Source organism: Salmonella sp. 32031103-2018-00083-FB-01-SM-01 (genome assembly GCF_017571995.1).
GTDB lineage: Bacteria > Pseudomonadota > Gammaproteobacteria > Enterobacterales > Enterobacteriaceae > Salmonella > Salmonella enterica.
This window is the reverse complement of sequence record NZ_JAGEQL010000001.1, coordinates 152,387-169,136: the sequence shown is the minus strand read 5'-3', so window position 1 is coordinate 169,136 and position 16,750 is coordinate 152,387. Positions and strand designations below refer to the sequence as shown.

At 50.3% G+C, this 16,750-nt stretch carries 18 protein-coding genes; 8 read left to right on the top strand and 10 right to left on the bottom strand.

All coding sequences use genetic code 11. The features are described from left to right. Positions 1–50: 50 nt before the first annotated feature. Complete coding sequence (locus tag J4614_RS00760; protein ID WP_208293024.1) at positions 51–623, top strand: cytochrome b; 573 nt, start codon at positions 51–53, stop codon at positions 621–623. Next, a complete protein-coding gene (locus J4614_RS00755; protein WP_000739886.1) occupies positions 620–1,195 on the top strand; it encodes a YceI family protein in 576 nt (191 codons plus the stop codon). The genes J4614_RS00760 and J4614_RS00755 overlap by 4 nt, the downstream gene beginning before the upstream one ends. Positions 1,196–1,246: 51 nt before the next feature. On the opposite strand, the gene J4614_RS00750 is transcribed toward J4614_RS00755, so the two are convergent. Further along, positions 1,247–2,299 carry a rhodanese-related sulfurtransferase gene (locus J4614_RS00750; RefSeq protein WP_208293023.1) on the bottom strand — a complete coding sequence of 351 codons (1,053 nt, stop codon included), beginning with the start codon at positions 2,297–2,299 and terminating at the stop codon, positions 1,247–1,249. Between the two features lie 219 nt (positions 2,300–2,518). On the opposite strand from J4614_RS00750, the gene J4614_RS00745 reads away from it, so the two are divergent. The 3 genes from J4614_RS00745 (at position 2,519) to J4614_RS00735 (ending at position 5,264) form a co-directional block, all read left to right on the top strand. After that, positions 2,519–3,439: a Kdo(2)-lipid IV(A) acyltransferase gene (locus tag J4614_RS00745; RefSeq protein WP_000163977.1), complete on the top strand. Its 921-nt coding sequence runs from the start codon at positions 2,519–2,521 to the stop codon at positions 3,437–3,439. A 154-nt stretch (positions 3,440–3,593) separates the two neighbouring features. Beyond that, entirely contained in the window at positions 3,594–4,808 is a 1,215-nt protein-coding gene (gene mdtG / locus J4614_RS00740; protein ID WP_000075053.1) for a multidrug efflux MFS transporter MdtG, read from the top strand. Between the two features lie 81 nt (positions 4,809–4,889). Further along, complete coding sequence (locus tag J4614_RS00735) at positions 4,890–5,264, top strand: MysB family protein (protein WP_208293022.1); 375 nt, start codon at positions 4,890–4,892, stop codon at positions 5,262–5,264. Here J4614_RS00735 and J4614_RS00730 read toward each other — a convergent pair whose 3' ends face one another. From J4614_RS00730 to mdoG, 3 genes are all read right to left on the bottom strand, one after another. Next, positions 5,265–5,492, bottom strand: a complete 228-nt coding sequence (locus J4614_RS00730) for a YceK/YidQ family lipoprotein (RefSeq protein WP_001217832.1) — start codon at positions 5,490–5,492, stop codon at positions 5,265–5,267. Positions 5,493–5,565: 73 nt separating this feature from the next. Then, positions 5,566–8,109 carry a glucans biosynthesis glucosyltransferase MdoH gene (gene mdoH / locus J4614_RS00725; protein ID WP_061376513.1) on the bottom strand — a complete coding sequence of 848 codons (2,544 nt, stop codon included), beginning with the start codon at positions 8,107–8,109 and terminating at the stop codon, positions 5,566–5,568. Further along, positions 8,102–9,637 carry a glucans biosynthesis protein MdoG gene (gene mdoG / locus J4614_RS00720; protein WP_001562609.1) on the bottom strand — a complete coding sequence of 512 codons (1,536 nt, stop codon included), beginning with the start codon at positions 9,635–9,637 and terminating at the stop codon, positions 8,102–8,104. Before mdoG ends, mdoH begins: the two co-directional genes overlap by 8 nt. Before the next feature lie 271 nt (positions 9,638–9,908). Here mdoG and mdoC point away from each other — a divergent pair, with 271 nt between their 5' ends. Then, the gene (gene mdoC / locus J4614_RS00715) at positions 9,909–11,063 is read left to right on the top strand and encodes a glucans biosynthesis protein MdoC (RefSeq protein WP_000100072.1); all 1,155 of its coding nucleotides are present in this window, start codon (positions 9,909–9,911) and stop codon (positions 11,061–11,063) included. A 16-nt stretch (positions 11,064–11,079) separates the two neighbouring features. Here the strand turns inward: mdoC and J4614_RS00710 are convergent, their stop codons facing one another. The 6 genes from J4614_RS00710 to csgB form a co-directional block, all read right to left on the bottom strand. Further along, complete coding sequence (locus J4614_RS00710; protein ID WP_000976323.1) at positions 11,080–12,567, bottom strand: phospholipase D family protein; 1,488 nt, start codon at positions 12,565–12,567, stop codon at positions 11,080–11,082. Continuing rightward, positions 12,503–13,042 (bottom strand): O-acetyl-ADP-ribose deacetylase, encoded by a 540-nt coding sequence (gene ymdB / locus J4614_RS00705; RefSeq protein WP_000203939.1) that lies wholly within the window; start codon positions 13,040–13,042, stop codon positions 12,503–12,505. Before ymdB ends, J4614_RS00710 begins: the two co-directional genes overlap by 65 nt. 87 nt (positions 13,043–13,129) lie before the next feature. After that, positions 13,130–13,450, bottom strand: a complete 321-nt coding sequence (locus J4614_RS00700; protein WP_000111254.1) for a type 1 fimbrial protein — start codon at positions 13,448–13,450, stop codon at positions 13,130–13,132. Between the two features lie 130 nt (positions 13,451–13,580). Continuing rightward, complete coding sequence (csgC, locus tag J4614_RS00695) at positions 13,581–13,907, bottom strand: curli assembly chaperone CsgC (RefSeq protein WP_000557256.1); 327 nt, start codon at positions 13,905–13,907, stop codon at positions 13,581–13,583. A gap of 61 nt (positions 13,908–13,968) precedes the next feature. Then, positions 13,969–14,424, bottom strand: a complete 456-nt coding sequence (gene csgA / locus J4614_RS00690) for a curli major subunit CsgA (protein ID WP_000771416.1) — start codon at positions 14,422–14,424, stop codon at positions 13,969–13,971. Positions 14,425–14,465: 41 nt separating this feature from the next. Further along, positions 14,466–14,921: a curli minor subunit CsgB gene (csgB, locus tag J4614_RS00685; protein WP_000791656.1), complete on the bottom strand. Its 456-nt coding sequence runs from the start codon at positions 14,919–14,921 to the stop codon at positions 14,466–14,468. A gap of 754 nt (positions 14,922–15,675) precedes the next feature. Here csgB and csgD point away from each other — a divergent pair. Continuing rightward, positions 15,676–16,326, top strand: coding sequence for a biofilm master transcriptional regulator CsgD (gene csgD, locus J4614_RS00680; protein ID WP_023213196.1), 651 nt, complete (start codon positions 15,676–15,678; stop codon positions 16,324–16,326). Between the two features lie 4 nt (positions 16,327–16,330). Next, positions 16,331–16,726, top strand: coding sequence for a curli production assembly/transport protein CsgE (gene csgE / locus J4614_RS00675; protein ID WP_000833305.1), 396 nt, complete (start codon positions 16,331–16,333; stop codon positions 16,724–16,726). The last annotated feature ends 24 nt before the right edge of the window (positions 16,727–16,750 follow it).

The following is a 16,750-nucleotide window of genomic DNA, read 5'->3' as shown; positions in this document are numbered from 1 at the left end:
GCTTTTCCACGCCATTTTCATTCTCTCGTGAAATATTCATTGGTGTGTTTATGCAATTTAAAAATACTCCACAGCGTTATGGCGTGGTTTCCGCCGCGCTCCACTGGCTGACCGCCCTGGTGGTCTATGGCATGTTTGCGTTGGGTTTATGGATGGTCACGCTCAGTTATTACGACGGCTGGTATCACCAGGCGCCGGAAATACATAAAAGTATTGGCATGTTACTGATGATGGCGCTGATCGTGCGTATTATCTGGCGGCTTTATTCTCCGCCGCCCGTTGCGTTGACCAGCTATTCCCGTTTAACGCGCGCCGGCGCCGCCGCGGGTCATCTCCTCCTGTATCTCCTGCTCTTTGCGATAATCATTAGCGGCTACCTGATTTCCACCGCCGACGGTAAACCGATTAGCGTCTTTGGCTGGTTTGAGATTCCGGCCACGCTTACGGACGCGGGTGCGCAGGCTGACATCGCCGGAACGCTGCATCTGTGGATTGCCTGGTCGCTGGTCATTATCTCGCTCTCGCATGGGGTTATGGCGCTAAAACACCATTTCATCGATAAAGACGACACACTGAAACGTATGACAGGAATGTCGTCATCTGACTATGGAGCTCAAAAATGAAAAAAAACCTGCTGGGATTCACCCTCGCATCCTTGTTATTCACGACCGGTTCCGCCGTGGCGGCGGAGTATAAAATTGATAAAGAAGGCCAACATGCGTTCGTCAATTTCCGCATTCAGCATCTGGGCTACAGCTGGCTATACGGCACCTTTAAAGATTTCGACGGCACGTTCACTTTTGACGAAAAAAATCCATCGGCAGACAAAGTGAACGTGACCATTAACACCAATAGCGTCGACACTAACCATGCCGAACGTGACAAACACCTGCGTAGCGCGGAATTTCTTAATGTTGCGAAATTCCCGCAGGCAACCTTCACCTCTACCAGCGTGAAAAAAGAGGGCGATGAACTGGATATTACCGGCAATCTGACGCTCAATGGCGTGACTAAACCGGTGACGCTGGAAGCGAAGCTGATGGGCCAGGGCGACGATCCGTGGGGCGGTAAGCGCGCGGGCTTTGAGGCCGAAGGAAAAATTAAGCTGAAGGATTTCAATATAACTACCGATCTCGGCCCGGCCTCACAAGAGGTTGAGCTTATCATCTCAGTAGAAGGCGTTCAGCAGAAGTAACGCCTGGCGAAATGCCGGATAGCGGCCTTTACGCTGCTATCCGGCAAAATATTACTCAGCCGGATCGGGAATGCTCAGTTTGCTATTAAGCCGACCACGCGATTTATTAAAAATTTTGTTGCCGTTCTCGCGACCCGCGCGACGTCGGCGCGGTTCTTCCTCCGGCAAGGCCAACTCTTCACAGCATTGTTCACTACAGCAGCCGTTAAATTTACTGGCGCACTGCGGACACTGAATAAACAGCAGATGGCAACCGTCGTTTTTGCAGTTGGTATGGCTATCGCAGGGCGCGCCGCACTGATGGCAATGCGCGATAATATCATCCGAGATTCGTTCGCCCATTCGTTCATCAAATACAAAGTTTTTGCCGATAAAGCGAACGGGAAGCCCCTGCTCGCGCGCGCGACGGGCGTACTCAATGATGCCACCCTCAATATGCCAGACTTTATTGAAACCGTTGTGTTTCATCCAGGCGCTGGCTTTCTCACAACGAATACCGCCGGTACAGTACATCACTATCTTTTTATCTGCATGTTCCCGCAGCATTTCAACCGCTTTTGGCAACTGTTCACGAAACGTATCCGCCGGGATTTCCAGAGCATTTTCGAAATGGCCGACTTCATACTCATAGTGGTTGCGCATATCAATAAAGACCGCGTCAGGATCGTCCAGCATCGCATTCACATCTGCCGCCTTCAGATAATCGCCGACATTACTGGCGTCAAAAGTCGGATCGTCAATACCGTCAGCGACGATACGGTCGCGAACTTTCATACGCAGCACCCAAAATGACTTTCCGTCATCCTCCAGCGCGATATTTAAACGCAGCCCGTCCAGCGCGGGGTCGAACGTATAAAGCTGTTGACGAAACGTCTCGAGCTTGCTTTGCGGCACGCTGATTTGCGCATTGATGCCTTCATGCGCCAGGTAAACGCGACCAAAAACGTCCAACGCCGTAAACACCTGATACAACGCGTCCCGCGTCTGTTGCGGCGAGGCGATAGTGAAATATTTATAAAAAGAAATTGTCGTACGCGGCTCGCTTTCCGCCAGCATTTTGGCTTTCAGCTCGTCATTAGAGATGCGGTTGTGTAACACTGGCATGGTGTACGTATCCTGCAATCAGCAAAAAATAAAGTGGGCAGGCATGATAAGGCAAGTCTCGCCAATTTACATCCACACATTTTGCGCTACATTTCCTGCTTTACACTAAATAATTAACAACAATTGTCGATTTAATCGCCACTCTCCTGCTACATATTTTTGCTCAACGCAAAAAGATGCGAGAATACGGGGAATTGTTCGTTGAAAGACAGGATAGAAATGACGAAGTTGCCTAAGTTCTCCGTGGCCTTACTGCACCCGCGCTATTGGTTAACCTGGTTGGGTATAGGCGCGCTTTGGTTGGTCGTGCAACTCCCCTACCCGGTCATCTATAAATTGGGTTGCGCATTGGGCCACCTGGCGCGACGCGTAATGAAACGCCGCGCGAAAATCGCCTATCGCAACCTTGAATTATGCTTTCCGGAAATGACCGCGCAGGAACGCCACACCATGGTGGTCAAAAACTTTGAATCCGTCGGTATGGGCGTGATGGAAACCGGCATGGCCTGGTTCTGGCCCGATCGGCGAGTGAACCGCTGGATGGAAGCGAGCGGTCTGGAGCATATCCGTGAAGTTAAGGCGCAGGGGCTGGGGTTCATTCTGGTAGGAATACATTTTCTTACCCTTGAGTTTGGCGCCCGCATGTTTGGTATGCATAACCCGGGTATCGGAGTTTATCGCCCGAATGATAATCCGTTGCTCGACTGGTTACAGACCTGGGGACGCTTACGCTCCAATAAATCGATGTTGGATCGCAAAGATCTGAAAGGCATGGTTAAGGCATTGAAAAGCGGCGAATTGATCTGGTATGCGCCGGATCACGATTATGGCCCGCGCGCCAGCGTTTTTGTACCATTATTCGCTGTCGACCAGGCTGCCACGACCTCCGGTACCTGGATGCTCGCGCGCATGTCTAAAGCCTGTATTATCCCCTTCGTGCCTCGCCGTAAACCCGATGGGAAAGGCTACGAACTGATCATTCTTCCTGCGGAATATTCGCCTCCACTGGAGAGCGCAGAAGCGACTGCCGCATGGATGAATAAGATTGTTGAGCAGTGCATTATGATGGCGCCAGAGCAGTATATGTGGCTGCATCGCCGCTTTAAAACTCGCCCTGAAGGCGTACCGTCGCGCTATTGACAGGATTGCAGCCGTCAGGCTGCAATTTTTCCCCTCTTTTAGCTTTAAAAGCTCCCCACATTGCGAGGCTGGTAAGGTCGGCGCATAATTATAATTAGTACGCTCATAATTAAATTGATGATAGCGCAAACCGCGCATCATACTGTGGAACGCTATGTCACCCTCTGATGTCCCCATAAACTGGAAACGCAATCTAACCGTTACCTGGCTGGGCTGTTTTTTAACCGGCGCGGCATTCAGTCTGGTCATGCCTTTTCTCCCTCTCTACGTTGAGCAACTCGGCGTAACAGGCCATAGCGCGCTCAACATGTGGTCCGGACTGGTCTTTAGTATTACGTTCCTCTTTTCAGCTATCGCTTCCCCTTTTTGGGGCGGTCTGGCGGATCGTAAAGGGCGTAAGATCATGCTGTTGCGTTCCGCTCTCGGCATGGCCATTGTGATGCTGTTAATGGGCATGGCGCAAAATATCTGGCAATTTCTGATCCTCCGCGCGTTATTAGGCCTGCTGGGCGGATTTATTCCCAACGCCAATGCGCTCATCGCCACTCAGGTGCCGCGCCACAAAAGCGGCTGGGCGTTAGGGACGCTCTCTACTGGCGGCGTCAGCGGCGCTCTGCTTGGCCCACTTGCGGGCGGTCTGCTCGCCGACCATTACGGCCTTCGCCCGGTCTTTTTTATTACCGCCAGCGTGTTGTTTATCTGTTTTCTGCTCACCTTCTTTTTTATTCGCGAGAATTTCCTGCCGGTGAGCAAAAAAGAGATGCTTCACGTTCGGGAAGTGGTCGCCTCGTTAAAAAATCCCCGCCTGGTGTTAAGCCTGTTTGTCACCACGCTGATTATTCAGGTGGCGACGGGGTCTATTGCGCCCATCCTGACACTCTATGTGCGCGAACTCGCGGGAAATGTCAGTAATATTGCGTTCATTAGCGGGATGATAGCGTCCGTTCCCGGCGTGGCGGCATTACTTAGCGCCCCCCGGCTCGGCAAGCTCGGCGACAGAATTGGCCCGGAAAAGATCCTTATCGTCGCGCTGATTATTTCCGTACTGCTGCTGATTCCAATGTCTTTTGTGCAAACGCCATGGCAGCTCGCGCTATTGCGGTTTCTGCTTGGCGCGGCGGATGGCGCGCTGCTGCCAGCCGTTCAAACTCTGCTGGTTTACAACTCTACCAACCAGATAGCCGGGCGCATATTCAGTTACAACCAATCTTTCCGCGATATCGGCAACGTCACCGGCCCTCTCATGGGCGCCGCAATTTCCGCGAGCTATGGCTTCCGCGCCGTATTCTGCGTCACGGCAGGCGTGGTGTTGTTCAATGCTATCTATTCATGGAACAGCTTACGACGGCGCAGACTGGCAATAGAATGATTTTTGCGCTTTCATACTTGCAATATCACAGAATCAGCTATTCTTTCCCTAAATACCTCGTCAAATCAAAGGGAGACACTGATGACCATGTATGCCACGCTGGAAGAAGCTATCGATGCAGCCCGGGAAGAATTTCTGGCTGACCATCCAGGCCTCGAACAAGATGAAGCGAATGTGCAGCAGTTCAACGTTCAGAAATATGTACTGCAGGATGGGGACATCATGTGGCAGGTCGAATTTTTCGCCGATGAAGGTGAAGATGGCGAATGTCTGCCGATGCTGAGTGGTGAAGCCGCGCAGAGCGTGTTTGACGGCGATTATGATGAGATAGAGATCCGCCAGGAGTGGCAGGAAGAGAATACCTTGCATGAATGGGATGAAGGGGAATTCCAGCTTGAATCCCCGCTTGATACCGAGGAAGGCCGTACTGCGGCAGACGAATGGGATGAGCGTTAATTACTCATAAGGCCCGTGGTGAATATCGAGCGGCAGCAGCAATGTATCGAAGATCAGTGAGAAGGGCAGATCGAGGATCGTGATATAGCGCCATGCGGAATCACGCATATCCCACTGCACGCCAGGGTAATACTGGTTGCCGTGTCCTTGTCCGGGGATCGTTCTGCTGATAATACTGCCGCAGCCGCTCAGGGTAATCACCATTATGCTCACCGCGAATATACGCACCTGATACCTCATTTCACTATAAAAATACCGGCATCACGCCGGTATTTTTCACCTCACTCCAGACCTGAAGACCTTATCCCGCTGACGATGCTCGTCCCTGCAACGCCTGCGGATTCAGGACGAGAGACTGATAATGGTTTACCCAGGAAGAGTATCTCTCTGGCGCATTCCAGACCCGATAGTGTAAACGCGCCATCGTCACCGGATCGCTGAGCAAAACCAGACGCCGATCGCGGTTCAGTTTCTCCGGCGTTTCGTTTAGCGCCTGCTCCACATGACGATCGCGGGCTATTTCCAGCACCTTACTGGCGCGGTGACGCGCGGTGGCCATCGCGGTCGCCAGCGCATTCAGCGACGGGTTAAATACCGCATGCATAAAGCCATCGCCCAGAATACGGCGGCGATTCATCTCCAGATATTTATCGGTATCGACCAACACCTGAGGCGGCGAATACTCTTCCGGGATCAGGAACAGCTTCCAGCGTTTGGTGCGTAATCCTACCGTTGAACGACTGGAGATCACCGAAACAAATGGCGACAGAATCAGCGAAAAGACAATCGGCGCCAGCCAGAACAGAAAGCGTAAATCCAGCCACGCCATACCCACCGCCCAGACCAGCCCCAGCAGCAGTTGAGAGCCGTGACGCATAAAGGCTTCTCCCCACGGCGTAGAATCATCGTCGCGTTGCGGTGAGTTCCAGACCACTTCCCAGCCGAGAAACGCGCTGACCACAAACACGGTATGAAACAGCATACGCACCGGCGCCAGCAACACGGAGAACAGCACTTCCAGCAACAGCGACAGCGTAACGCGCCAGAAACCGCCATACTCTTTGGTGCCTTTACACCAGATCAGCATAATACTGAGCAGCTTCGGCAGGAACAGCAGCACCATCGTTGACGCAAACAGCGCGATTGCCAGTTCCGGACGCCACTGCGGCCAGACCGGAAAAAGCTGGCGCGGCTGAAGGAAATATTGCGGCTCTGTTAACGCATGAACGACCTGCAGCGCGGTAGAAAGCGCGAGGAACATAAACCATAACGGCGCGGACAGATATGACATTACCCCCGTCAGGAACACGGCGCGATGCACCGGGTGCATTCCTTTCACCAGGAACAGACGAAAGTTCATTAGGTTGCCGTGACACCAGCGGCGGTCGCGTTTAAGCTCATCCAGCAGGTTTGGCGGCAGCTCTTCATAGGAGCCGGGGAGATCGTAGGCAATCCAGACGCCCCACCCTGCCCGACGCATTAGCGCCGCCTCCACAAAGTCGTGAGAAAGAATCGATCCGGCGAACGAACCTTCTCCCGGCAGCGGCGCCAGAGCGCAGTGCTCGATAAACGGTTTCACGCGGATAATGGCATTGTGCCCCCAGTAGTGCGACTCTCCCAACTGCCAGAAGTGCAGCCCGGCGGTAAACAGCGGCCCATAAACACGGGTCGCGAACTGTTGGCAGCGGGCATACAGAGTATCCATCCCCGACGCTTTCGGCGAAGACTGGATAATCCCGGCGTTTGGATTCGCTTCCATCAGGCGCACCAGCCCGCTCAGACACTCGCCGCTCATCACTGAGTCCGCATCCAGCACCACCATATAGCTGTACTGATTGCCCCAGCGGCGGCAAAAATCGTCAATATTGCCGCTTTTGCGTTTCATACGGCGGCGGCGGCGGCGGTAAAAAATTTGGCCTTCGCCCTGCACTTCCGCAATAAGCTCCATCCACGCCTTTTGCTCCGCCACGCAGATATCCGGGTTATAACTGTCGCTAAGGATATAGACGTCGAAATGCGCGGCGTTGCCTGTGGCTTTAACGGACTCCCAGGTCGCGCGCAGACCGGCGAAAACGCGGCTAACGTCTTCATTACAGATAGGCATGATCAGCGCCGTCCGGTGTTCCGGATTGAGGGGCTCATCGCCAACCGTAGACGCGGAGATGCTGTACTTATCGCGCCCGATAAGCAGTTGCAGGAAGCCCATCAGCGCCGTCCAGAATCCGGCTGACACCCAGCAGAACAGCACGGCAAACAGAATCAGGATACCGGTTTGCAGCATGTAGGGCAGGAGCTGCATAAAGGAGACCCAAATATCCTGCCCCACCATATCCATAGGATTGATGAGCGCCCATCCCTGATAAGGCAGAATGGTCTTCATATACCAGGTCGCGACGACGGTTTGCGCCAGAGTCAAAATTAACAAAATATAGCGGCGTATAGTGCCGACGGTACGCCATTTTTGCTCGCTCGCCTGCTCTTCTTTTGTCAGACGAGAAACATAGCGCGGCGTTACATCCCGCCCACGCAGACGATCCCAGAAACGGCCAACCGGGTTGGTTCGCCAGGGATCGGGAAACATCGAAGAGCGCGTCGCTTTTGGCATAGCCTGCAACTGATCGCGCCCTTCATCATCTTTAATTAACTGCCCCTTCGCCAATGAATCCGGCCAGGCGTGTTCAAGGCGGGCCTTTACGGAACCCTGCGGTGAATCGTCTTCTCGCGAGTAAGTCCGATGCTCGGCATCCAGCGCCTGATGCACGGCGCGGATGTCAGTTTTCGGCAATGCCGCTTTCTCACGTTCAGAAAGCAGCAGTGCGTCAATATACTCAGTTGTTTTATTCATTGGCAGGTAACTGGTAGCTCCAGGTTTCACTTAGCGTCTGATCGGCATTCACCAATGCGGCACGCATTTCCGTGGTTTTCTTCGCGTCTTTGACTTTCACGCGCAGCATTAAACGCCAGCCTTTAGTGACTGGGTTATAGCGTACATTACTGTCAACGATTTCACCGTTATCGCCAATGCTAGTTTGCGCAGCGACGGGCGTATCCGGCGGCAGTTTTTTCATGTCGGCGCCAACGAAATCCACCACAAAGGCAATAGTGCCGTCGGGCTGGCGAATCAGATTCGACTGTTTAACGTCGCCCGTTGAGCGGCGTGTTTGCAGCACCCAGGCATTATCCGGCGCATGAAGTTTATCTTCATCGCGGCTGAAGGTCAGAGTGTACTTGAAGTTCATCTCTTTACCCGGTTCCGGCAGTTGATCCGGAGTCCAGTAAGCGACGATGTTATCGTTGGTTTCATCATTGGTCGGAATTTCAACCAGTTCAACCTTACCTTTGCCCCAGTCGCCTTTCGGGGTAATCCAGGCGCTTGGACGCAGGTCGTAGCGATCGTCTAAATCTTCAAAGCGCGAGAACTCGCGGCCGCGCTGCAACAGGCCGAATCCCTGAGGGTTTTCCATCGCATAGCTGCTCACCGCGAGGTGTTTTGGATTGTTCAGCGGACGCCAAATCCACTCGCCATTACCCGCATGAATGGATAAGCCGTTCGAGTCATGCAGTTCCGGACGATAGTTGGTCGTCGGCGACGGCTGGTTTGGCCCAAACAGGAACATACTGGTTAATGGCGCAACGCCCAGCTTGCCTACTTTATCGCGCAGATAGACTTTTGACTGCACGTCCACCACGGTATCGCGGCCAGGAATGATCACAAAACGGTAAGCGCCGGTCGCGCGCGGAGAATCGAGTAATGCATAGACGGTCAAACGCTTATCGGTGGGTTTTGGACGCTCAATCCAGAACTCGCGAAAGCGGGGAAACTCTTCACCAGATGGTAAGGCGGTATCAATCGCCAGGCCGCGCGCAGATAAGCCATATACCTGGCCTGCGCCGATCACGCGGAAATAGCTGGCGCCAAGCATACTGACGATTTCGTCGTTCTTATCTTTACTGTTAATGGGGTACAGGACTTTGAACCCGGCGAAGCCTAAATCTTTTACCGTGTCTTTATCATGCTGAACATTGCCAAAATTGAAGTAATCCGGGCTGTATTTGATTCTTTTGACCGTCGTCGCCGTCACTTCGTTAATCTTGACCGGCGTATCGAAGTACATCCCCTGATGGTAAAATTCGAGCTTAAAAGGGGTCTTTAAGTTGTTCCAGTAGGCTTTATCGCTGTTAAACTGGATCTGCTGATAATCCGCATATTTCATGTCGCGGAAAACGGAGGGCAAGTTGCTTTTAGGCGCCTCATAGCCTTTCCCGGCTAAAGATTGAGCTTGTTTTGCCACGTCATCAATACTGAACGCCCAGCTCGATGATGCGTAGAGCGTTAACATAATAGCTGCGCCCAACCAACGCATTTTCATCATTTGTCGTTTATGTTTCATAATAAGTAAGCACTTCCCCCTTTGTGTGCTTATATCGATCCGATCCATTTTAATGGATAATCAGGCATTACGACAACTGAATCCAGGCTTTGTTCAGCGCGCTGGCTCATGGATTAAGCACCTCCCGCGCCTGTTTTCACTTTGCGTGCTTATCCTGGAGACAGGTTGTCGGAGTTGGTGTAGGGTTGCTACCGAATGTAACTATAATTCGCCTTATGGATAAGGTGAAAAATCTGAGAATACGTGACCTTATATGAGCTCTGTACCCGCGCCGCGCGAATATTTTCTTGACTCTATCCGCGCATGGCTGATGTTGTTAGGGATTCCCTTTCATATCTCGTTGATCTATTCCACTCACAGTTGGCATGTCAATAGCACCACGCCATCATGGTGGCTAACCCTGTTTAACGATTTTATCCACGCTTTTCGTATGCAGGTGTTTTTTGTTATTTCTGGTTATTTTTCGTACATGTTGTTTTTACGTTATCCGTTAAAACGCTGGTGGAAAGTACGGGTAGAACGTGTGGGTATTCCCATGCTTACCGCAATCCCTTTGCTTACCTTGCCGCAATTTATCCTGTTGCAATATGTCAAAGAGAAAACAGAGAACTGGCCTACACTCTCTGCCTATGAAAAATATAATACGTTAGCGTGGGAACTCATTTCACATCTGTGGTTTTTACTGGTGCTGGTGATATTAACCACAGTCAGCATCGGGATTTTTACCTGGTTCCAAAAAAGGCAGGAAACAAGCAAGCCTCGTCCCGCCGCTATTTCACTGGCCAAACTTTCGCTTATTTTTTTCCTGCTGGGGATCGCTTACGCCGCTATCAGGCGCATTATTTTCATCGTATATCCAGCAATCCTCAGTGACGGCATGTTCAATTTTATTGTGATGCAAACGCTATTTTATGTGCCATTTTTTATTCTCGGCGCGTTGGCCTTCATTCACCCCGATCTGAAAGCGCGCTTCACCACGCCCTCACGCGGATGCACTTTAGGCGCTGCCGTTGCTTTTATCGCGTATCTGCTGAATCAACGTTATGGGAGCGGCGACGCCTGGATGTACGAAACCGAATCCGTGATTACGATGGTCATGGGGCTGTGGATGGTGAACGTAGTATTTTCACTGGGGCATCGCTTGTTAAACTTCCAGTCCGCGCGTGTCACCTATTTCGTGAATGCTTCGCTGTTTATCTATCTGGTGCATCATCCCTTAACGCTTTTCTTTGGCGCGTATATTACGCCGCATATCTCCTCCAACCTGATCGGGTTCTTGTGCGGGCTGATATTTGTTATGGGTATTGCGTTAATTCTGTATGAAATTCATTTACGCATCCCGCTTCTGAAATTTCTCTTTTCAGGTAAACCGCCGGTAAAACAAGAAAGCCGCGCCGCGATCGGGTAGTTTTCCGCGCGCGGGTTCACAGCAACCATTCCACAGGTAAAATTGCCGCCAACCGTACCAGAACTCGCTGCCAGAAACGCGTAGCGGGTTCTTTCTTTAACACCTTTTCCTCTTCTTGCTGACGATCGATCCAGTTAATTCGTCCCCAGCGATCCAGCCGCAGCTGCCAGGCCGCATCGCGTTGGCTCTGCGTAAAACGCTTATGAATAAGCGTCGCCAGCGTCTCACTTTCAATGACAAAGCCCATTTCGGTATTTAAAAGCGTTGAACGGGGATCAAAATTAAGCGACCCGATAAACACCTTACTACCATCAATACTGAACGTTTTAGCATGTAAGCTGGAACCTGAGTTCCCGGTGAGTCCGCGATCATGTACGGCGGTTTCATGTTCGCGGGTCGGTTTCAGTTCGTAGAGCTCCACGCCATAGCGCAGTAATTTCTTTCGCCAGCGCGCGTACCCTGCGTGAACGACCGCCACATCGTTGGCCGCCAGAGAGTTAGTTAAGATGGCGATCTTCACGCCCTTCCTGACCAGATTAAGCAACTGCGCCACGCCTGCGCGCGTAGGGACAAAGTAAGCGGAAATAATGTCGATACGCTCCGTCGGCGACCCCATCACGTCAAATAATCGCTGCGGAAGAAGCGAATGGCGCTGCGCCTTCCCCTCGCCTTTAGAAGGGTCATCGCTAAGTAAGCGTGTTTTTGCCCAAATCAGCGGCAATGTTCCGCGATCGAGATCCGCCATAAACTGACTGGTTTCCAGCTTATGCAGATAGCGGCGGGTGATCTCATCGTTATACCAGGATTCGGGAAGTTCGATACGCTGCGTCAGTTCCTGCTCAGAAAGGGATAATACTTGCTGCAATGTCGACACTGAACTACAGCGCCAGTAACGTTCAAAATCATTGGCGACATCATTGACCACCGGGCCAATGGCCATCACGTCCAGATCGGAAAATAGCGGCTCCTCGCCAGCGCCGAAATAGGCATCGCCGATGTTGCGCCCACCGACCAGCGTCACTACGCCGTCGGCAGTGTAACTTTTATTGTGCATCCGCCGATTCAGCCGCGCAAAATCCGTCAAATATCCCAGCGCGCGTAGCGTACGAAAAGAGAAAGGATTAAACAGACGAACTTCGATATTAGGATGGCTATCCAGCAAGCGCAACGTATCATCCAGACCAGGCGTATTGTTATCATCCAGCAGCAGACGAACATGAACGCCACGCTTCGCCGCCGACAGCAGTACCGAAAAGAGCAGCCGCCCGGACATATCGTCTTCCCAAATATAATACTGCACATCCAGCGTCCGCGCCGCCATTTCGGTCAGGCGATAGCGGGCGGCAAAAGCGTCCAAACTGTTATCCAGCGCCAGAATGCCGCACTCTCCGGGATGGCGCGCGCATAGCGGTTCAACGGCACGCTCCAGGCGTGTTTTATCAGGCAGGGTCGTCGCCTTGCTGAGTAAGTAATCTTGCGTAAAGCCGGGCAGTTTCTTCATCATAACAGACAAAGTATACCTGTTCAGGCAGAGCGTAACGGGTAATAAAATCTGAAACCGTCCTGACGGCGACTTCAGCGGCCTGGGCGCGTGGATAGCCATAAACGCCGGTACTGATTGCCGGAAAAGCGATGGAACGAAAGTGATTCGCCTCGGCAAGCAGTAAACAATTCCGGTATGCCGCTTCGAGTAGCTCAGCTTCCTGGTGTTCGCCGCCTCGCCAGACGGGCCCCACTGTGTGAATAACCGCCTTTGCCGAAAGCTTGCCAGCAGGCGTGATAACCGCATGTCCCGTCTGACATTCGCCCTGTTGCTGGCGGATGAGTTTACAGGCGTCCAGCAATGCCGGCCCCGCCGCGCGATGAATCGCGCCGTCTACGCCGCCGCCGCCCATTAATGATGCGTTAGCGGCATTCACAATCGCATCGACACTAAGTTGAGTGATATCACCCTGTATGACCTGAAGACGTGATGTCATAACCCCCCCCCTTTGTCTCACCTTATCTGCAAAGTGTACAGCAGGGCTTTCAACAGAGTCGCTCTTTTTATATCTATGACACCGCCGTTAACGGTACTCAATATTCATCACCGCCAGGCTTTTTTGCGCATCGAGATAATGCAGCCGCACCGTCGCAATGGACTGAATATCCTGCGGTAATCCAGATGCCTGCCGAAGGTCAATCCGGTGCATTTGCTTTTTACCTTCACGCAGGCAGGTTAAATCAATATTTTCGGCGTGAGTAGAAATATCGCACAGTGGCTCAACAATCGCGCCGCGAAAATGGATAACGCCGCCCTGTACCGTTTGTTGCCCTACCGCAGAATGGATAAAAAAAGCGCAGATACACAGACCTATGGCAGGGATATTTTTCTTGATTACGGACATGTTAACTCCTCAATGATTAGTCATCCTCGAGGGTTCGGCGTTACCTTTTAGCGACATGCCGAGACGATGAGACGCTTTTATCGCCTCTTTATACCCAGGTCAGCCAATCCATTTCCGCCACCATCAAAAACTACTGTGCAGAAGGCGGCCATTGTTGTGATAAATGCAGTGATTGTCCGTCCGAAACAGTAACAATAATTTTAACCGAGTCCTCTGAAGATATATTTACACTAAGACGAGACAACTCAATCGGTTGATTAGCAGGTAAAGATAGCGTTTGTTTTTGCTGTGTATGGCTTTGTCCCCCGACGCCGTCGCGCACAGAGAGAATTTGCACCTGACAGACGCAGGGTTCGTTTAATGTGACCTGAGGGATCACCGTGTAAATATCGCCTTGCTGAGTTGTGGTAAACGTAATCTGATTTGAAAGTGCGGCAAGGAGCAATAAAGTATGCATAATTTCCTCCCGAAAAAAAACAGGGCTTACGCCCTGTTTTTTTATTAGCGCAGACGCTAAATTAATACTGGTTAGCCGTGGCGTTGTTGCCAAAACCAACCTGACGCACCATTACGCTGGAATCAGATGCGGTCTGATTAACCAGCGCGGCGTTATTACCGCCGTATTGGCCGACAGTAATATCGGAGTTTTTAGCGTTCCACTGGTCGATGGTGGCATTGTTTCTGAAACCATTCTGAGTCAGTTCAATAGTACTATTATCCGCACCCTGGCCTACATCGGCGCCGTTACCATAACCGCTCTGGGTAATGGTCGTTTCAGATTTACGGGCATCGCTTTGCAGAGCAAGCGCAGCGTTAGCGGAACCGTACTGATAAATGCTCAACGTTGAGTCCGGGCCGGAACTATTGCCGCCGCCGTTATGATTACCGCCGCCGCCCCATTGTGGAACGACGCCTGCCAGAGCACTGCCAGAAACTACGATTGCTGCGAATGCTGCCACTTTTAAAAGTTTCATGGTAAAACCCCCATCGGATTGATTTAAAAGTCGTAACGGTATTAGCGTTGGGTGACGCGAATAGCCATCTGCGACTGTTTCTGCACTACAACTGCTGTTTTCTGCGTACCGTACTGGGTAATATTGGCCTTATTTCCAGAGCCTTTCTGGATAATAGCCGCACTATTACCGTAAGCGCTTTGCGATATACTGGCATCGTTGGCATTGCCCGTTTGCTCAATATACGCAAAGTTATAATTCCCTGCCTGGTCGACTTTCGCCCGATTATTTCCTCCTTCTTGTGAAATAACGGACAATAGTTTTGATCCTTCCTGGCGTACTCTGGCACTATTATCCGTGCCGACTTGACCAATAATGGCCGCCTGATTAAATGAAGACTTGCTTAATTCATTTACCGCAAAATTATATTCTGAACGAGCCAGATCATAATTTGTCGCGGTTGCAATCCCAGGCGCACCCAGTATTGTCAACATCATAAATAACAATTTGTTTTTCATGCTGTCACCCTGGACCTGGTCGTACATAGCGAAAACTATCTATTGTTTTGTTAGCGACATGCGTTTTTTGTTAACGCGTCGTTACGATGAAGAGTATGTCCGTGGAAACATTTTTAATAACTCACCCACGCGTGGTATTTTGTTATTTAAGCTCATACCAAAGTGCTAATAAAACGATAGCCATGTGATTTTTTATAATTGATTTTTGGCCACAGAAGAGAGTGTATCGCGCACCCAAAAAATGAAGTGTTGGTGTGTGTTATGCCACCATGGGGATGTTCTTATGCTTCCCATGGGGGGCAATACGCACAAGACGTGACACACTTCGTTTTTTTTGTCTTTGTGCTGTCCAGGTTAATGCCACGTCTCAAATTTTAAGAAAAAATAAAATCAAAACATGACTTACAATAATTAAAATGATTAAAAATCAATGAATTATTATAATTTGTATGATTTTTTAAATCTATGCAATAACAGCTAAATGTACAACTTTACTATCAAATCTAAACTTCAAAAAAACCCAAAAACAACATTTTAATATATATTTTTACATCTTGTTACAAGTTTAACACTTGCTTTAAGATTTGTAATGGCTAGATTGAAAACAGTTAAAAGTATTTTCGTAAATATTTTTCTCTTTCTGGATAATGGGCTATTTCAACCCACAGCAGTGCAACATCTGTCAGTACTTCTGGTGCCTTTATTTTATGGGGGCAGCTGTCAGATGTGCGATTAAAAAAAGTGGAGTTTCATCATGTTTAATGAAGTCCATAGTAGTCATGGTCACACACTATTGTTGATCACAAAGCCATCTCTGCAAGCTACGGCATTATTGCAACATTTAAAGCAATCGCTGGCCATAACCGGAAAACTGCATAATATTCAACGTTCTCTGGAAGATATCTCAGCCGCTTGCATTGTTTTAATGGATATGATGGAAGCGGATAAGAAGCTTATCCACTATTGGCAGGATAATTTAAGCCGCAAAAACAATAATATAAAAACATTATTGTTAAATACCCCTGACGATTATCCCTACCGTGAAATTGAAAACTGGCCTCATATTAACGGCGTGTTTTACGCCACTGAAGACCAGGAACACGTGGTCAGCGGATTACAGGGTATTCTGCGCGGCGAATGCTATTTTTCACAAAAATTAGCCAGTTACCTGATTACGCACTCAGGAAATTACCGCTACAACAGCACCGAGTCCGCATTACTCACTCATCGCGAAAAAGAGATCCTCAATAAGTTACGTATTGGTGCCTCTAATAATGAAATCGCCAGGTCGCTATTTATCAGCGAGAATACGGTTAAGACACATCTTTATAATCTTTTCAAAAAGATAGCTGTCAAAAATCGCACCCAGGCAGTTTCATGGGCAAACGATAATCTCAGGCGGTAAGGCCATGAAACGCTATCTGACCTGGATTGTAGCAGCAGAGTTACTGTTCGCTACCGGAAACCTGCATGCCAATGAAGTTGAAGTCGAGGTTCCCGGATTGTTAACCGACCATACCGTCTCTTCGATAGGACATGAATTCTATCGTGCATTCAGCGACAAATGGGAAAGCGACTACACCGGCAATCTGACCATTAATGAAAGACCCAGTGCGCGTTGGGGAAGCTGGATCACCATAACGGTAAATCAGGACGTTATTTTCCAGACTTTTTTATTTCCAATGAAAAGAGACTTCGAGAAAACCGTCGTCTTCGCATTAGCGCAAACAGAGGAAGCATTAAATCGCCGACAAATAGATCAAACGCTATTAAGTACGAGTGATTTAGCGCGTGATGAATTCTAAAACATGATTTTTATCCGGAGGCTG